Genomic DNA, 14,781 nt, shown 5'->3' with positions numbered 1-14,781 from the left:
CATGCAAAATCCTATTTCAGCGTGATTGATATCCTATCGCATTTCAGGATTTGCTGCTTCTTCACGTGATCTTTCCTCGTTTGGCTTAAATAGCAGACCGAGGTTGATTAAGCCGGCGATTCCGACAAGTCCGTAAATGATTCGGGAAAGAGCTGACCCTTGGCCGCCGAAGATAGCCGCTACTAAGTCAAATTGGAAAAATCCGATCAGTCCCCAGTTAATGGCGCCAATGATGGTTAATACAAGACAAATTCTTTGAATGGTACTCATGTTTTGCAACCTCCTCCATGAATTATTAAAACAGTTATAGATTGTGACATATTGGAGAATCTATACATGCATTCTCCATATGAGGGAAGCTGGCCTGCCCTCGCTTATATCAGCTTCTTTCCCAGCACCTTGCAAAATAAAACCATCTGGTATGCTGATCGGTGAGAGCTGATTGCTTTACATGTGGTGAGGACATTCTGCATAATAAAAAATCTAAGGAGGAGATGTCATGCAAAACTTTACATACTGGAATCCGACCAAATTAATTTTCGGGCGCGGCGAAGTGGAAAGACTTCCGGAGGAACTCAAACCTTACGGAAAAAACGTATTGCTTGTGTACGGAGGCGGCAGCATTAAACGCAGCGGCCTGTATGATCAAGTGATTGAACAGCTGAATAAAGCCGGAGCGACCGTGCATGAATTAGCAGGTGTGGAACCGAATCCTCGTGTGTCGACTGTTAATAAAGGTGTTGCCATCTGTAAAGAACAAAACATTGATTTCTTGCTGGCTGTCGGAGGCGGAAGCGTAATCGACTGTACAAAAGCGATTGCCGCAGGAGCGAAGTATGATGGTGATGCGTGGGATATCGTTACGAAAAAGCATCAGCCAAAAGATGCTTTGCCATTCGGAACGGTATTGACTCTCGCTGCAACTGGTTCAGAAATGAACTCAGGATCTGTTATTACAAACTGGGAAACAAAAGAAAAATACGGCTGGGGCAGCCCGCTCGTATTCCCTAAATTCTCGATTCTTGATCCGGTGAATACATTCACCGTACCTAAAAACCACACGATCTACGGGATGGTTGACATGATGAGCCACGTATTCGAACAATACTTCCATCATGTATCAAACACGCCGTATCAGGACCGCATGTGTGAATCACTTTTGCGTACAGTCATTGAAACAGCGCCTAAGCTGATCAATGATCTCGAAAATTACGAATTGCGTGAGACGATCCTGTACACAGGAACAATCGCATTAAACGGCATGCTTTCTATGGGGGCAAGAGGGGATTGGGCTACTCATAATATTGAACATGCAGTATCAGCCGTTTATGATATTCCGCATGCCGGCGGACTGGCGATTCTGTTCCCGAATTGGATGAGACACACATTGTCTGAAAACCCTGCCCGCATGAAACAGCTTGCAGTTCGCGTGTTTGATGTTGAAGAAGCAGGTAAAACGGATGAAGAAATTGCCCTTGAAGGTATCGATAAGCTGTCCGCATTCTGGACAAGTCTTGGCGCTCCGAACCGTCTTGCTGATTATGATATTAATGATGAGCAGCTTGACACAATCGCTGACAAGGCAATGGCTAACGGTACATTCGGCCAATTTAAATCACTCAACAAAGAAGATGTGCTGTCAATTTTGAAAGCATCACTATAAAAAAAGGGGAAATAGCCGTTTGGCTGCTTCCCTTTTTCTTTTTTGTCAACTTATGTTACAATGGAAAATCTGTTTTTTACCAGCATCATTTGGAGGTTTTACTATGGAAAATTTCACTTATTATAATCCGACAAAGCTGATTTTTGGAAAAGGTCAGCTTGAACAATTAAGAAAAGAATTCAAACGATACGGCAAGAATGTACTGCTTGTTTACGGGGGCGGCAGCATTAAACGCAACGGCCTTTATGATCAAGTCACAGGCATTTTAAAAGAAGAGGGCGCTGTTGTTCATGAGCTGTCAGGTGTAGAGCCAAACCCGCGTCTTGCGACAGTGGAAAAAGGCATAGGACTTTGCAGAGAGCATGACATTGATTTTCTGCTTGCTGTCGGCGGAGGCAGTGTGATTGACTGTACAAAGGCAATCGCAGCTGGCGTCAAATATGACGGTGACGCTTGGGATATTTTCAGCAAAAAAGTAACAGCGGAGGATGCGCTGCCGTTTGGCACTGTTTTAACTCTTGCTGCAACAGGGTCTGAAATGAACCCTGATTCCGTGATTACAAACTGGGAAACAAACGAGAAATTTGTATGGGGCAGCAATGTCACTCATCCGCGTTTCTCTATTTTAGACCCTGAAAATACGTTCACCGTTCCAGAAAATCAAACAGTATACGGCATGGTTGACATGATGAGCCACGTATTCGAACAATACTTCCATAATGTTGAAAACACGCCGCTTCAGGATAGAATGTGCTTTGCTGTTTTGCAGACGGTCATCGAAACAGCTCCTAAGCTTCTTGAAGATCTGGAAAACTACGAACTTCGTGAAACGATTTTGTATGCTGGTACTATTGCTTTAAACGGCACGCTCCAAATGGGATACTTCGGTGACTGGGCTTCTCATACAATGGAACACGCTGTTTCAGCTGTATATGATATTCCGCACGCGGGCGGTTTGGCAATACTGTTCCCAAATTGGATGAGATACACGCTTGATACAAATGTAGGCCGTTTTAAAAACCTTATGCTCAACATGTTTGACATTGATACTGAAGGCAAAACAGATAAAGAAATTGCGCTTGAAGGAATCGATAAACTGTCTGCGTTCTGGACAAGCCTCGGTGCACCTTCTCGTCTTGCTGATTACAATATTGGAGAAGAAAAGCTTGAGCTGATTGCTGATATCGCAGCCAAGGAAATGGAACACGGCGGCTTCGGCAACTTCCAAAAACTGAACAAAGATGACGTGCTTGCCATCCTTCGCGCGTCTCTATAAACCCAAAGGGCGGAATCCAGTCATTCCGCCCTTTCTTCTTGACTTGATTTCACAGATAAGTTCATATAAAGTGAAAGATGAAAACATTATACCGTTATGGAGGGACAAGCAATGACGCATGTACGCTTTGACTACTCAAAAGCGTTGACTTTCTTCAACGAACATGAACTTACATACCTGCGGGACTTTGTAAAAACAGCACACCATAATATCCATGAGAAAACAGGCGCGGGCAGCGATTTTCTAGGCTGGGTGGACCTCCCTGAACATTATGATAAAGAAGAATTCGCGCGCATCAAAAAAAGCGCGGAAAAAATCAAATCTGACTCTGATGTCTTGCTTGTTGTCGGCATCGGCGGTTCTTATCTTGGAGCGCGGGCAGCGATTGAAGCGCTGAATCACGCGTTTTATAACACTTTGCCAAAAGCAAAACGCGGCAATCCGCAAGTCATTTTTATCGGGAACAACATCAGTTCATCTTATATGAGAGACGTCATGGATCTTCTTGAAGATGTTGACTTCTCTATTAATGTGATTTCTAAATCAGGTACGACAACTGAACCTGCAATCGCTTTCCGTATTTTCCGCAAGCTTCTTGAAGAGAAATACGGTAAAGAAGAAGCGAAAGCGCGGATTTATGCAACAACTGATAAAGAGCGCGGCGCATTAAAAACGCTTTCTAACGAAGAAGGCTTTGAATCATTCGTAATTCCTGACGATGTCGGCGGCCGTTATTCAGTTTTAACAGCTGTAGGTCTCTTGCCGATTGCTGTCAGCGGCGTCAACATTGACGACATGATGAAAGGCGCCCTGGATGCGAGCAAAGATTTTGCAACATCTGAACTGGAAGATAACCCAGCATACCAATATGCGGTTGTTCGCAATGTCCTTTATAATAAGGGCAAAACAATTGAAATGCTCATCAACTACGAACCGGCGCTTCAATACTTTGCGGAATGGTGGAAGCAGCTGTTCGGAGAAAGCGAAGGGAAAGATGAGAAGGGCATTTATCCTTCTTCAGCGAACTATTCAACAGACCTTCATTCTTTAGGCCAGTATGTACAAGAAGGCCGCAGAGATTTATTCGAAACGGTCCTGAACGTAGAGAAGCCTAAACATGAACTGACAATTGAGGAAGCGGATAACGATCTTGACGGCTTGAACTATTTAGCCGGTAAAACTGTTGATTTCGTTAACAAAAAAGCATTCCAAGGTACAATGCTTGCCCATACAGACGGAAATGTTCCGAACTTAATCGTTAACATTCCTGAGCTGAATGCATATACTTTTGGATACCTTGTATATTTCTTCGAAAAAGCCTGCGCGATGAGCGGTTACCTCCTTGGCGTCAATCCGTTTGACCAGCCTGGTGTAGAAGCGTATAAAGTCAATATGTTTGCGTTACTCGGCAAACCTGGCTTTGAAGAGAAAAAAGCAGAGCTTGAAAAACGTCTGGAAGATTAATGTGAGAAAGCTGACTGGCATTTGCCGGTCGGCTTTTTATAAAATCAGAAAGGTGCTGATGTTCATGAAACAATTGGTTAAACATCTCATCATTGCCGGTTTTTCTGCAGCTATTTTAAGTTTCCTTATCTCCTTTGATGCCGTGTATACAGGGTTTTCTTCAAGCTTTGGCGGCACGCTGTCACATTTTTTCATCCACTCCTTTCTTCTCATTGGTTTGCCGCTTGCCCTTTTTACCGATGCGGTACATCGGATTTTGCATTTAAAACGAACCCATACTCTTTTCACTAAATTAGGACTCTATGCAACGGTTGTTTATGTGTCTTGGGATTCAGCTGTATGGCTTGCAGCGGCAATGGCTGTTTACTTCTTAATTGAATGCGCTTTCTTTCCTGTTGGCCGCGCGAAAGAAACAACGATTTCCATGTAGGCGCCTCTGAATGAAGTCTTGTTCGGCGGGACAGGATAAGTGAAAAAAGGGGCATTCTGATGATACCAATACCTTCCGCGATAGATGGGCAGTCTTTTCTGCTTCAAGAACTGGAACAAGTGATGAAGCCGCTCGGTTATGTGATAAACGGCGGCTGGGAATACGATCATGGCTACTTTGATTATAAAATTGATGATAGAGACGGCTATTTATTTTTAAGAATTCCCGTCAATGCGGTACAGGGCAGTCTCGATGAACGAGGGGCGGCCGTCCGGATCGGAACGCCATTTATGCTGAGACAGGTGTTTCAGGCGGATGTTGACGATCACGCCGAGGGAGGGCCTTTCCAATCACTGTTTAATCAATTTTCCGAACCGGAAAGGCGGGACGCGGAAATTGATCCGGCATTTTTGGATATCGGCGCCTCTCTCGTGAAAGAATTGGAGGATGTTCTGTTACACTAGATGGCAAGGAATTGATCTGTTTCGAGCACCTTGTATGTAAGAGGAGGGGAAAGCATCGGCCCCTCCTTTTTTTGTATGCCTATAATTGTTGTGTTGTGATCAAGGAAATAGAGAACACAGGTTTTGTAAGCCGCTCCCTTTAGTTCGTCAGGAACAGCAAGAAGCTCCACATGCTGATCAAGTGTCAGCTTGATTCCGTTCTGCTGTTTAGACGGCCGTAACTTGACTTGGTAATGCTGCAGCATCGCCCGGCTGATAAATTCTGAAGTTCCGATGATTTGGTTTGCGCCTGCCCGTTCCGCATTGGTGACAAAACGGTCAGTTAAAATCTCGACGATGCAGTAAGCAAGGGGATTAAGACCTTTAACAGATAAAAGAGTCAGCACTGACAGCATATCAGCATCAGTTTCACTTTTATACTGATCGGCAGTAATCATCACTGATTCCGCTTCAGTAATATTGGCCCGTTTCAGTGTCCCATCATCGGCAGCGTGCCCGCGTATGAAATGAACGTTTTCAATAAGCGGGCCTTCTGTTAAGGATTCATCGATTAGTACGACTGTTTTGGAAGGGGCGGCAAGCTGAAGGTCCTTCAAAAGCCGGTTTGTTTTTTCATTCCACCCGATCAGAATGATGTGGTCCCGGCCTTTGTAAGCAACTTTTCCTTCAATGTAGCGATGCTGTCTGCTGAATGCGGCCGCTGATAACGTAGCGAAATACGCTGTGACAAAGCTTGCTCCGCTCAAAATCAGCAGTATTCCGGCTGCCTGTCCCAGCGGAGTGTGCGGCACATAGTCTCCATAACCGACTGTAGAAACCGTAACGACAGCCCACCAAATACCTTCGAATACCGAAGTGAACTGCTTAGGCTCAAGTATATAAATGATTTGGCCGAACAAAAGAATCAGACATAAAATAATAACCCCGATTCGGATAAATAACGGCCACCTGAGCCATGAAATAAATATCCGATTTGATTTCATTCTTTTTCTCCTTCTTCAGATACTGAGATGGATAAAATCTGTTTAATAATTGTATTTAATTTCTCATTTAGCTTTTCCTGGCCGTACATATCTCGGGCCTGCTTCATTAACTCGGCTGTATCATCATCAAGCTGAATAAGCGGTTCATCAATTTCCGATTCATTATACAGCTGGATAAACGCGTCCAGTCCTTCATTCATTCGGTCGATTGCTGTGCTCAGCTGTTCCTTTTCCTCACTCGTCACTTTCATAGCTTCCATCACACCCGTGCTTTTTTCTAACAGTATGTCCCACTTCCGGTGATGTTTTTCAAAAAATGTACAAAACATATAAAACCGGATTTCTCCATAAACTAAAACAAAAAGGATGAAAAAGATGACGATCTTTCAAAGAACGATCGTGGTTTTAATCGGTACGCAGCTGGCGGCATCCGCGGTGATTTTGTTTATTTTCGATTTGAATTCATATAATCACTTTTCCGGAAGCTTCTCCTGGCTTCATTTTCTGAAAGAACTGGCCGGCAGTTTCGCCTTTTATTTGTTTTCAGCAGGCCTGTTCTTTTTGCTGATTGGATTGTGTGCTCCAAGCCGGAAGAAAAAGCGCATTTCTGTACACGAGAAAGAAAACTCATTAAAATAATCGTAATAGAGAAATGATCATGAACAAAGGATGATGAAAAAATGCTGTTTATATTTTTAACAATAGCCGCATTGGGATTGTCGTTTTGGGCACAATTTAAAGTAAAGAGCAACTTTGAAAAATATTCAAAAGTGGAAGCCTCAAGCGGACGTACAGGGGCAGAAACGGCAAGACGGATTTTAGATATAAACGGTCTTTACGACGTGCCGGTCGAACCGGTAAGAGGCACTTTAACAGACCATTACGACCCGACAAGACGGGTGGTGCGTTTATCTGAGCCGGTCTATTACGGCCGCTCAATTTCCGCCATATCCGTAGCTTCCCATGAAGTCGGACATGCCTTGCAGCATCAGGAGTCATATGGTGCGCTTGTGCTGAGACATAAAATCTTCCCAGTCGTGAATTTTGCATCCGGTGTAGCTCCTTTGCTTTTCTTAGGAGGCATGCTTCTCGGCAGCCTGAATTTGATCGGGCTTGGCATCATACTGTTTTCAGCGGCTGTCTTTTTCCAGCTGATTACATTGCCTGTCGAATTCAATGCAAGTTCACGTGCGAAGCAGATTATTGTGTCAGAAGGATTCATCCGAAACAATGAAGAAAATGGGGTAAATAAAGTGCTGAGTGCTGCTGCCTTAACGTATGTGGCCGCCGCCCTGGTTTCCCTGTTTGAACTACTTCGTTTTGTGATGATTTTCTTAAACGGTCGTGATGAGAATTAACGTTAAGGAGGTGGCCCCTTACCATTTATGGTAAGGGCTTTTTTTGCTTATTTTACAATTGATCGCCATTTTTGTTTTGATTGGCATTACGGCTGTTTTCGTTGCAGCGGAATTTGCGATCGTCAAAATCAGAGGTTCAAAAATCAATCAGCTCATCGAAAGCGGTGACAGCCGAGCACTAGCCGCACATAAAATCATCTCCAATCTTGACGAGTATTTATCAGCCTGCCAGCTCGGGATTACGATTACAGCCCTCGGCCTTGGGTGGCTTGGTGAACCTACATTTGAACGTTTTCTTCATCCCTTATTTACAATGACAGGCATACCGGAACCGTTTAACCACATTGTCACATTTGTAGTTGCATTTATCATCGTCACTTTTTTGCATGTGGTGATGGGGGAGCTTGCCCCGAAAACGGTTTCTATTCAAAAAGCTGAAGCTGTAAGCTTATGGATTGCAAAGCCGCTGATCTGGTTTTATAAAATCACGTACCCGTTTATTAAAGCATTAAACGGCTCTGCAAGTTTTCTTGTGAAATTGTTTGGCTTTCATTCGGTAAAGGAGCATCAGGTTGTCATCAGCGAAGAGGAACTAAGGCTGATCCTTTCTGAAAGCTATGAAAAGGGAGAAATCAATCAGTCTGAATTCCGCTATGTAAATAAGATTTTTGAATTTGACAACCGGGTAGCGAGAGAGATTATGATTCCGCGGACAGAAATTGCGGTTATCTCTCTGGAGCAGTCGCTTGAAGAGGCAATTCATCACATCATTAATGAACGGTATACACGCTACCCTGTCATCAAAGATGACAAGGATCATATTTTAGGGATCATCAACAGCAAAGATATGTTTAAAGCTTATTTTCTCGGCCAGCCGATAAAGCTGAATCAAATCATGAGGCCCGTTATCAGAGTCATTGAAAGCATTCCTGTTCAGCAGCTTTTAATCCGCATGCAGAAGGAGCGGATTCACATGGCGATTCTTGTCGATGAATACGGGGGAACGGCGGGGCTTGTCACTGTAGAGGATATTATCGAGGAAATCGTCGGGGAAATCCGCGATGAGTATGATCAGGATGAAACACCGCACATCCTGAAAAAGGGCGAGCACCATTATGTGATGGATGGAAAAGCGCTAATAGACGAAGTGAATGACCTTCTCGACATTGCGATTGAAAATGAAGAAATTGATACGATTGCAGGCTGGCTTCTAACGCAAAAAATGGAGCTGAAAGCAGGGGATGTGATACACGCGGAGGGCTGTGAATTTAAAATCCTCGACGCCGAAGATCACCACATCCGTTTTGTAGAAATAAAAAAAACTGATTTTTGATAAAAAACAGCCGGGGAACAAACGGCTGTTTTTTGTGTCATCAAGTCATTTCTTAAAAAGCAATGCTGTAAAGACCTTTTTCTACATAGGATATATAAGAACGGTACACTGGGAAGGAGTGGCTGTATGAAAAAGGCTTGGTGGAAGGAAGCCGTAGTTTACCAAATTTACCCCCGCAGTTTTAAAGATTCAAATGGCGACGGAATCGGGGATATTCAAGGAATCAGAACCAAGCTTTCTTACATAAAAGAGCTGGGCGCTGACGTCATATGGATTTGCCCGCTGTATGATTCACCGAATGCCGATAATGGCTATGATATCAGGGATTATCAAAACATATTAAGCGAGTTTGGCACGATGGAAGATTTTGATGAGCTGCTTGGTGACATTCATGATCTGGATATGAAGCTGATTATGGATCTCGTTGTGAACCACACAAGCGACGAACATCCATGGTTCATAGAATCCCGTTCATCCATACACTCGGAAAAGCGCGACTGGTATATTTGGAAAGACGGCAAAAACGGAAAAACGCCCAACAATTGGGAAAGCATTTTCGGCGGGCCGGCTTGGGAGTATGATCAAAAGACAAGCCAGTATTATCTGCACCTTTTTGATAAAAAACAGCCTGATTTGAATTGGGAAAATGAAAAGGTGAGGAATGCCGTTTATGACATGATCAATTGGTGGCTTGATAAAGGAATTGACGGATTTCGGGTGGATGCCATTACGCATATTAAGAAAAAAGAAGGGTTTCCTGACATGCCGAATCCAAAGGGACTGGACTATGTCCCTTCCTTTCCTTATCATATGAATGCTGACGGCATTATGGATTTGTTAACAGAGCTGAAGGAAAACACATTTTCCCGCTATCCGATTATGACAGTTGGTGAAGCAAACGGCGTCGCTGCAAAAGAAGCAGCTGATTGGGCTGGAGAAAAAAACGGCATATTCAGCATGATTTTTCAATTTGAGCATCTCGGCCTGTGGGATGTAGAGATCAATGAAAGTATTGATATCGTTGCATTTAAACGAATTTTAACTGACTGGCAGGACAGTCTGGAAGGGATCGGCTGGAATGCTTTGTTTATGGAGAATCACGACCAGCCCCGTTCAGTTTCTGTGTGGGGAGACGACGGAGTGTACCTGAAAGAAAGTGCAAAAGCGCTTTCCGCTGTTTATTTTCTCATGAAAGGCACACCGTTTATTTATCAGGGACAGGAACTCGGGATGACGAACGTGGCTTTTCCATCTATTGAGGACTATGATGATGTCGCATTGAAACGCCTGTATGAAACAAAAACAGCGAAAGGCACATCACACGAGGATGTGATGAAGATTGTCTGGAAAAAGGGAAGAGACAATTCGCGAACGCCGATGCAATGGAATGCTGGTCCATACGCCGGATTTTCTGAGGCCAAACCGTGGATCGGAATCAATGAGAATTACAAATGGCTGAATGCCGAGGCGCAAAAAAACGATAAAACATCCGTTTACCATTTTTACAAAAGCTTGATCAAGCTGCGCCAAACATATGATGTTTTTATTAACGGGACATACGAGCTCATTTTACCGGAAGATCAGCAAATCTTTGCATATCTTCGGAAAAACGAGAGCCATACTGCACTGATTGCGGCCAATCTGACAGGAACACCGGCGTTGTTCAGGCACTCTGGATTGCCATTGTCATCAGATGCACTCGTCTTGTCAAATATTGAAACAGAGCCGCACAAGCATATGACATCAGTACTCTTAAAGCCGTATGAAGCAAGAATATATCTATGGTGCTAAACTCCAGCCTTAGACTGGAGTTTTTTTGTTTTATCGGGTTTATGAGAGCGGTTTAACAGGAAAAAAAAGAACACAGAACGAATTAAGCGATGAGAGCGGACAAACGAAAGGAGAAACAAATGCTGAAAACACTGCAAATCAAAACAACCAAACGAGATGAAATGATAGATATCACCCGGGAGGTGGAAGCGTTTCTTCAAGAAACAGGTATAACGAGCGGCGCAGCGCTGATTTACTGTCCGCATACGACTGCGGGCATTACAATTAATGAAAATGCCGATCCGGACGTCAAAAAAGATATGCTCAGAAGGTTTGATGAGGTATATCCGTGGGAACATGAGCTGGACCGCCATATGGAGGGCAATACAGCTGCACACATGAAGTCGAGTACGGTCGGAGCTTCACAGCATGTCATTGTGGAAAACGGCCGGCTTATTCTTGGAACGTGGCAGGGCATTTATTTCTGCGAATTTGACGGGCCTCGCACCCGGACATGCTATATCAAAATGATGGGATAATAGGCTGTTTTTTATGACAAAAGCATGATCGCTGAACAAGCGCCGATAGCCGGAGGGCTTGTCACACCCGCCCACGCTGCGGCTTTATCGAATGAAGGCGTGCTTGGCATTCGTCCATATGCGAAATAAAAAGCGAGGGAAAGAGACACGCGCCTCACCCTTTGTTTTCCGGAAAGCCTGCATGAGGGATAGTTAATCAATGGATGTAAACGTACCGAGCTTTGCCGAACGTAACTTGATAAACTGAGGTGACAGATATGAACATTCTTCAATATTCTTATAAAAAAAGAGGGAAAATTGAGTTTGTATTTGAAGGCTGGCCTCACTCAAAAGTTACAATGGTTCCTATCAAAGGCTACTATTTTGTCCGCTTTATCAAATGGAGCAGCCAGGATCCAATCGTGACAAGAAATGACCTTGAAAAAATGGAGTGGGCTGCGAACCAATATTTTGGCACAGCCCCCTTCTATCGAAAACGAAAGGCATTTGAAACCCCATCGTCCGGAAAATAGGCGATGGGGCTTTTTAGCGGACGATGCGGAAAAGAGACGGAACATCCAGTCTGGTCGCCTGAGACAGAAGGTAGGCTGACTGTAAGGCTCCTTTTTTCCTAAAAGAATTCAGCTTATCAATAATTTGCTTTCCGTTTAAGATTCCAAGACCATGGGCAAAATATTTATCTTCCCCCAGTAGTATCACATTTTCGCCTCTCCATTGCGCCTTTTGCGGATCAAATTCAGGATTCTTAAAATACAAACAATCTCCAAGGAAAAAGTGGTGTCCTGTTTCCGTATATATCGGCAATTTCTCATAATGCCAGTCATATAAAATAATTCTGTCAAAGCTGGCATTGAATTTATCTTCTCCGATTGTATCGATTAAGGCCAAGTAATAAATGATAACGATTGCGGTTGCGCATTCAAACGCATAAAACGGGCCGTTCTCTGCAATGTCCCGAATCGCTTTTGAAGGCGGCATTCTGTATTTCAGCTCCAAGGCGCCCTCCGGTGAAACCCTCCAATACGTTGTATTCCCGTATGTTTTTAAAAAAGTGGCAAACTTCGCCCCGCTTTTGTGCAGCGTCTTTGCCGCTGCTACAATATTCATCCGCAGTTTAAGCTCAAACATCAGTTCAGCAATTGAATGATAATCAAACTGAACAGGCGTCTCAATCATCTCTTTTAAGAGCGGATTCAGATCTTGATCAATCTGCCAATTTTCAATATCCTGGGGACGGAGCAATTGTCCTGATACAATAATCATGTTTAGCCCCCCTTGTTTTTTATAAGATATGCAAAGAGCTTGGGCAATGAAAGTTAAAAAGGCAGAAGACAGCCAAAAAGAACTTCTTCCATTTTTTATTTTAAAACTTTTTTAAGCAGCCGATATATACTGTATCAAACCTGAAGGAGCAAGTGACATGAAGACTTTTATCAATTGGCTGAAGAAACCGTCTATTTCAAAGAAATTAATCGTCTCATTTATTGCGATTCTCATTATCCCTATTCTTATATTAGAATTTAGCTCTTACCGAAGCGCCAGCGGAAAGCTGGATCAGGAAATTATGGGAAATGCGAAAAACAGTGTCGATACATTTAATACAACTGTTACAAATGATCTGGGAGAAAAAGCGAAAGCAGTCACCTTTTTCAGTGAATCTCTTAAAAGATCCGCATTCAAAGGGAAATCAAATCAAGAAGAGATCAAAGCTAAATTTTCACAATATGTATCTATTAATCAAGGAGTAGCCAGAATTTATGGGGGCGCAGATAACGGCACTTATGTACAAGCGCCAAAAGAAAAATTGCCGGAAGGATACGACCCGAGACAACGGCCTTGGTACCAGGATGCGATGAAGGCCGGCGGTGAAATTGTCGTGACAGATCCTTACGTGGCTGCGAGTGACGGAAGCATGGTCATTACCATTGCACAGGAGCTGAAGGACGGATCTGGCGTTGTCGCCATGGATATTACCATTGATAAATTGTTAGAACAAATGAAACAAATCAAGGTCGGAAAAGAAGGTTATGCTTTCATTGCAACAAAAAACAAAACCTATGTCGCCCACAAGAACCATAAGGCTGGAGAAAAGCTTTCAGGCGACTGGGTAGCCAAAATGTATGCGAATGACAGCGGTGAACTCCAGTATACTCTTAATAACGAAGATAAAAAGATGACCTATACTACAAACGAACTGACTGGTTGGAAAATAGCCGGCACAATGTATATGGATGAAATTAAGGATGCCTCAAAGTCTGTGCTGACAACAGGAATGATTGTGCTGATTGCTTCCATTGTGGCAGGCGGAATTTTAATTCTGTTTATCGTTCGTTCGATTACAAAACCGTTAAAACGTCTTGTTCAATCATCGAAAACGATCAGCAGGGGGGATCTGACCGAAACGATCGAAATCCATTCAAAGGATGAGCTTGGAGAGCTTGGGGAAAGCTTCAATGAAATGGGACAATCTCTCCGCTCTCTGATCAGCGCTATTCAGGACTCGGTGAACAATGTGGCCGCATCTTCCGAACAGCTTACCGCATCTGCCGGGCAGACGAGTAAAGCCACCGAGCATATTACGATGGCGATTGAGCAGTTCTCAAACGGAAACGAGGAGCAAAGCGAAAAGGTTGAATCCAGCTCTCATCAGCTGAACTTAATGAATGAAGGACTCCAGCAAGTCTCACAAACATCGTCAGATATTACAAAGGCATCTATCCAATCAACGGAAATCGCCGGAACGGGTGAGAAGTTTGTGCAGCAGACAGTCGGACAAATGAACTCGATTAATCAATCTGTTCAGCAGGCTGAAGCTGTTGTCAAAGGCTTAGAAGGAAAATCAAAAGACATCACAAGCATTTTGAGAGTCATCAACGGAATCGCTGACCAAACAAATCTGCTTGCACTAAATGCAGCCATTGAAGCGGCGCGTGCCGGAGAGTCAGGACGCGGCTTCTCTGTCGTAGCGGAGGAGGTGCGCAAGCTGGCTGTCCAATCAGCCGATTCAGCGAAAGAAATCGAAAAGCTGATCCAAGAAATCGTCGCAGAAATCGACACCTCTCTTCACATGTTTAAAGAGGTCAATCAGGAAGTACAGTCCGGACTTGTTGTCACAGACAATACAAAAGAAAGCTTCCAGAGCATTTTCAGCATGACAAACGAAATCGCGGGCAAGCTGCAGACGATGAATTCCACCGTCGAGCAGCTGTCAGACCGTTCACAGCATGTTTCAGCAGCAGTCAGCGGCATTGCAGACGTGTCGAAAGAAAGCTCGGCAAGCATCCAGGACATTGCCGCATCAGCTGAAGAACAGCTTGCTTCCATGGAAGAAATCAGTTCCTCAGCGACGACTCTTGCGCAGATGGCAGAAGAGCTTCGCGATCTGACGAAACAATTTAAAATCGAGTAAAAACCGAAAAACAGCGCTATCAAAGCGCTGTTTTTTTATATGGTAAACAATAATAAAGTCCTAGTTTAACAGGTGAATTTAGAACTATTTTT

The 14,781-nt window shown here is 43.7% G+C and carries 17 protein-coding genes; 13 read left to right on the top strand and 4 right to left on the bottom strand.

Annotated elements, in window-relative coordinates; all coding sequences use genetic code 11:
- Nucleotides 1–33: 33 nt before the first annotated feature.
- Nucleotides 34–270: a DUF378 domain-containing protein gene (locus tag NST22_RS16435; protein WP_003220771.1), complete on the bottom strand. Its 237-nt coding sequence runs from the start codon at nt 268–270 to the stop codon at nt 34–36.
- A 229-nt stretch (nt 271–499) separates the two neighbouring features.
- On the opposite strand from NST22_RS16435, the gene NST22_RS16430 reads away from it, so the two are divergent.
- From NST22_RS16430 to NST22_RS16410, 5 genes are all read left to right on the top strand, one after another.
- Nucleotides 500–1,663 carry an iron-containing alcohol dehydrogenase gene (locus NST22_RS16430; RefSeq protein ID WP_003228869.1) on the top strand — a complete coding sequence of 388 codons (1,164 nt, stop codon included), beginning with the start codon at nt 500–502 and terminating at the stop codon, nt 1,661–1,663.
- Nucleotides 1,664–1,766: 103 nt separating this feature from the next.
- Nucleotides 1,767–2,939 carry an iron-containing alcohol dehydrogenase gene (locus NST22_RS16425; RefSeq protein ID WP_003228872.1) on the top strand — a complete coding sequence of 391 codons (1,173 nt, stop codon included), beginning with the start codon at nt 1,767–1,769 and terminating at the stop codon, nt 2,937–2,939.
- Between the two features lie 111 nt (nt 2,940–3,050).
- Nucleotides 3,051–4,403: a glucose-6-phosphate isomerase gene (locus NST22_RS16420; RefSeq protein ID WP_003243401.1), complete on the top strand. Its 1,353-nt coding sequence runs from the start codon at nt 3,051–3,053 to the stop codon at nt 4,401–4,403.
- A 58-nt stretch (nt 4,404–4,461) separates the two neighbouring features.
- Nucleotides 4,462–4,833, top strand: coding sequence for a hypothetical protein (locus tag NST22_RS16415; RefSeq protein ID WP_010886601.1), 372 nt, complete (start codon nt 4,462–4,464; stop codon nt 4,831–4,833).
- Between the two features lie 59 nt (nt 4,834–4,892).
- Nucleotides 4,893–5,297 (top strand): YugN-like family protein, encoded by a 405-nt coding sequence (locus tag NST22_RS16410; RefSeq protein ID WP_003228878.1) that lies wholly within the window; start codon nt 4,893–4,895, stop codon nt 5,295–5,297.
- Here NST22_RS16410 and kbfO read toward each other — a convergent pair.
- Complete coding sequence (gene kbfO, locus NST22_RS16405; RefSeq protein ID WP_003242502.1) at nt 5,294–6,280, bottom strand: potassium channel protein KbfO; 987 nt, start codon at nt 6,278–6,280, stop codon at nt 5,294–5,296. The two genes, NST22_RS16410 and kbfO, sit on opposite strands and share 4 nt — an antisense overlap.
- Nucleotides 6,277–6,609 carry a biofilm formation protein MstX gene (gene mstX / locus NST22_RS16400; protein ID WP_003228886.1) on the bottom strand — a complete coding sequence of 111 codons (333 nt, stop codon included), beginning with the start codon at nt 6,607–6,609 and terminating at the stop codon, nt 6,277–6,279. Before mstX ends, kbfO begins: the two co-directional genes overlap by 4 nt.
- Nucleotides 6,610–6,655: 46 nt before the next feature.
- Here mstX and NST22_RS16395 point away from each other — a divergent pair, with 46 nt between their 5' ends.
- From NST22_RS16395 to NST22_RS16365, 7 genes are all read left to right on the top strand, one after another.
- Nucleotides 6,656–6,919: a hypothetical protein gene (locus NST22_RS16395; protein WP_003243434.1), complete on the top strand. Its 264-nt coding sequence runs from the start codon at nt 6,656–6,658 to the stop codon at nt 6,917–6,919.
- Between the two features lie 41 nt (nt 6,920–6,960).
- Entirely contained in the window at nt 6,961–7,638 is a 678-nt protein-coding gene (locus tag NST22_RS16390; RefSeq protein ID WP_003228889.1) for a zinc metallopeptidase, read from the top strand.
- Between the two features lie 43 nt (nt 7,639–7,681).
- The gene (locus NST22_RS16385) at nt 7,682–8,971 is read left to right on the top strand and encodes a hemolysin family protein (RefSeq protein ID WP_009968059.1); all 1,290 of its coding nucleotides are present in this window, start codon (nt 7,682–7,684) and stop codon (nt 8,969–8,971) included.
- A gap of 126 nt (nt 8,972–9,097) precedes the next feature.
- A complete protein-coding gene (locus NST22_RS16380) occupies nt 9,098–10,762 on the top strand; it encodes an alpha-glucosidase (protein ID WP_003243842.1) in 1,665 nt (554 codons plus the stop codon).
- 25 nt (nt 10,763–10,787) lie between these two features.
- Nucleotides 10,788–10,922: a hypothetical protein gene (locus tag NST22_RS16375; RefSeq protein ID WP_003243642.1), complete on the top strand. Its 135-nt coding sequence runs from the start codon at nt 10,788–10,790 to the stop codon at nt 10,920–10,922.
- On the top strand, nt 10,882–11,280 hold the full coding sequence (locus tag NST22_RS16370) for a secondary thiamine-phosphate synthase enzyme YjbQ (RefSeq protein ID WP_003243483.1): 399 nt from the start codon (nt 10,882–10,884) through the stop codon (nt 11,278–11,280). Before NST22_RS16375 ends, NST22_RS16370 begins: the two co-directional genes overlap by 41 nt.
- A 257-nt stretch (nt 11,281–11,537) precedes the next feature.
- Nucleotides 11,538–11,792 carry a hypothetical protein gene (locus NST22_RS16365; RefSeq protein ID WP_003244393.1) on the top strand — a complete coding sequence of 85 codons (255 nt, stop codon included), beginning with the start codon at nt 11,538–11,540 and terminating at the stop codon, nt 11,790–11,792.
- A 13-nt stretch (nt 11,793–11,805) separates the two neighbouring features.
- Here the strand turns inward: NST22_RS16365 and NST22_RS16360 are convergent, their stop codons facing one another.
- Nucleotides 11,806–12,543 carry a protein-glutamine gamma-glutamyltransferase gene (locus NST22_RS16360; RefSeq protein WP_003243977.1) on the bottom strand — a complete coding sequence of 246 codons (738 nt, stop codon included), beginning with the start codon at nt 12,541–12,543 and terminating at the stop codon, nt 11,806–11,808.
- Between the two features lie 157 nt (nt 12,544–12,700).
- Here NST22_RS16360 and mcpB point away from each other — a divergent pair, with 157 nt between their 5' ends.
- A complete protein-coding gene (gene mcpB / locus NST22_RS16355; protein ID WP_003243461.1) occupies nt 12,701–14,689 on the top strand; it encodes a methyl-accepting chemotaxis protein McpB in 1,989 nt (662 codons plus the stop codon).
- Nucleotides 14,690–14,781 lie beyond the last annotated feature (92 nt).

Source organism: Bacillus sp. PS237 (assembly GCF_037963345.1).
Classification (GTDB): domain Bacteria; phylum Bacillota; class Bacilli; order Bacillales; family Bacillaceae; genus Bacillus; species Bacillus subtilis.
This window is presented reverse-complemented; position numbering and strand designations above follow the sequence as displayed.

Coding starts and splice junctions, on each gene's coding strand:
- NST22_RS16435 (WP_003220771.1), bottom strand. CDS start 270: ATGAGTACCATTCAAAGAATTTGTCTTGTATTAACCATCATTGGCGCC.
- NST22_RS16430 (WP_003228869.1), top strand. CDS start 500: ATGCAAAACTTTACATACTGGAATCCGACCAAATTAATTTTCGGGCGC.
- NST22_RS16425 (WP_003228872.1), top strand. CDS start 1,767: ATGGAAAATTTCACTTATTATAATCCGACAAAGCTGATTTTTGGAAAA.
- NST22_RS16420 (WP_003243401.1), top strand. CDS start 3,051: ATGACGCATGTACGCTTTGACTACTCAAAAGCGTTGACTTTCTTCAAC.
- NST22_RS16415 (WP_010886601.1), top strand. CDS start 4,462: ATGTTCATGAAACAATTGGTTAAACATCTCATCATTGCCGGTTTTTCT.
- NST22_RS16410 (WP_003228878.1), top strand. CDS start 4,893: ATGATACCAATACCTTCCGCGATAGATGGGCAGTCTTTTCTGCTTCAA.
- kbfO (WP_003242502.1), bottom strand. CDS start 6,280: ATGAAATCAAATCGGATATTTATTTCATGGCTCAGGTGGCCGTTATTT.
- mstX (WP_003228886.1), bottom strand. CDS start 6,609: ATGTTTTGTACATTTTTTGAAAAACATCACCGGAAGTGGGACATACTG.
- NST22_RS16395 (WP_003243434.1), top strand. CDS start 6,656: ATGACGATCTTTCAAAGAACGATCGTGGTTTTAATCGGTACGCAGCTG.
- NST22_RS16390 (WP_003228889.1), top strand. CDS start 6,961: ATGCTGTTTATATTTTTAACAATAGCCGCATTGGGATTGTCGTTTTGG.
- NST22_RS16380 (WP_003243842.1), top strand. CDS start 9,098: ATGAAAAAGGCTTGGTGGAAGGAAGCCGTAGTTTACCAAATTTACCCC.
- NST22_RS16370 (WP_003243483.1), top strand. CDS start 10,882: ATGCTGAAAACACTGCAAATCAAAACAACCAAACGAGATGAAATGATA.
- NST22_RS16365 (WP_003244393.1), top strand. CDS start 11,538: ATGAACATTCTTCAATATTCTTATAAAAAAAGAGGGAAAATTGAGTTT.
- NST22_RS16360 (WP_003243977.1), bottom strand. CDS start 12,543: ATGATTATTGTATCAGGACAATTGCTCCGTCCCCAGGATATTGAAAAT.
- mcpB (WP_003243461.1), top strand. CDS start 12,701: ATGAAGACTTTTATCAATTGGCTGAAGAAACCGTCTATTTCAAAGAAA.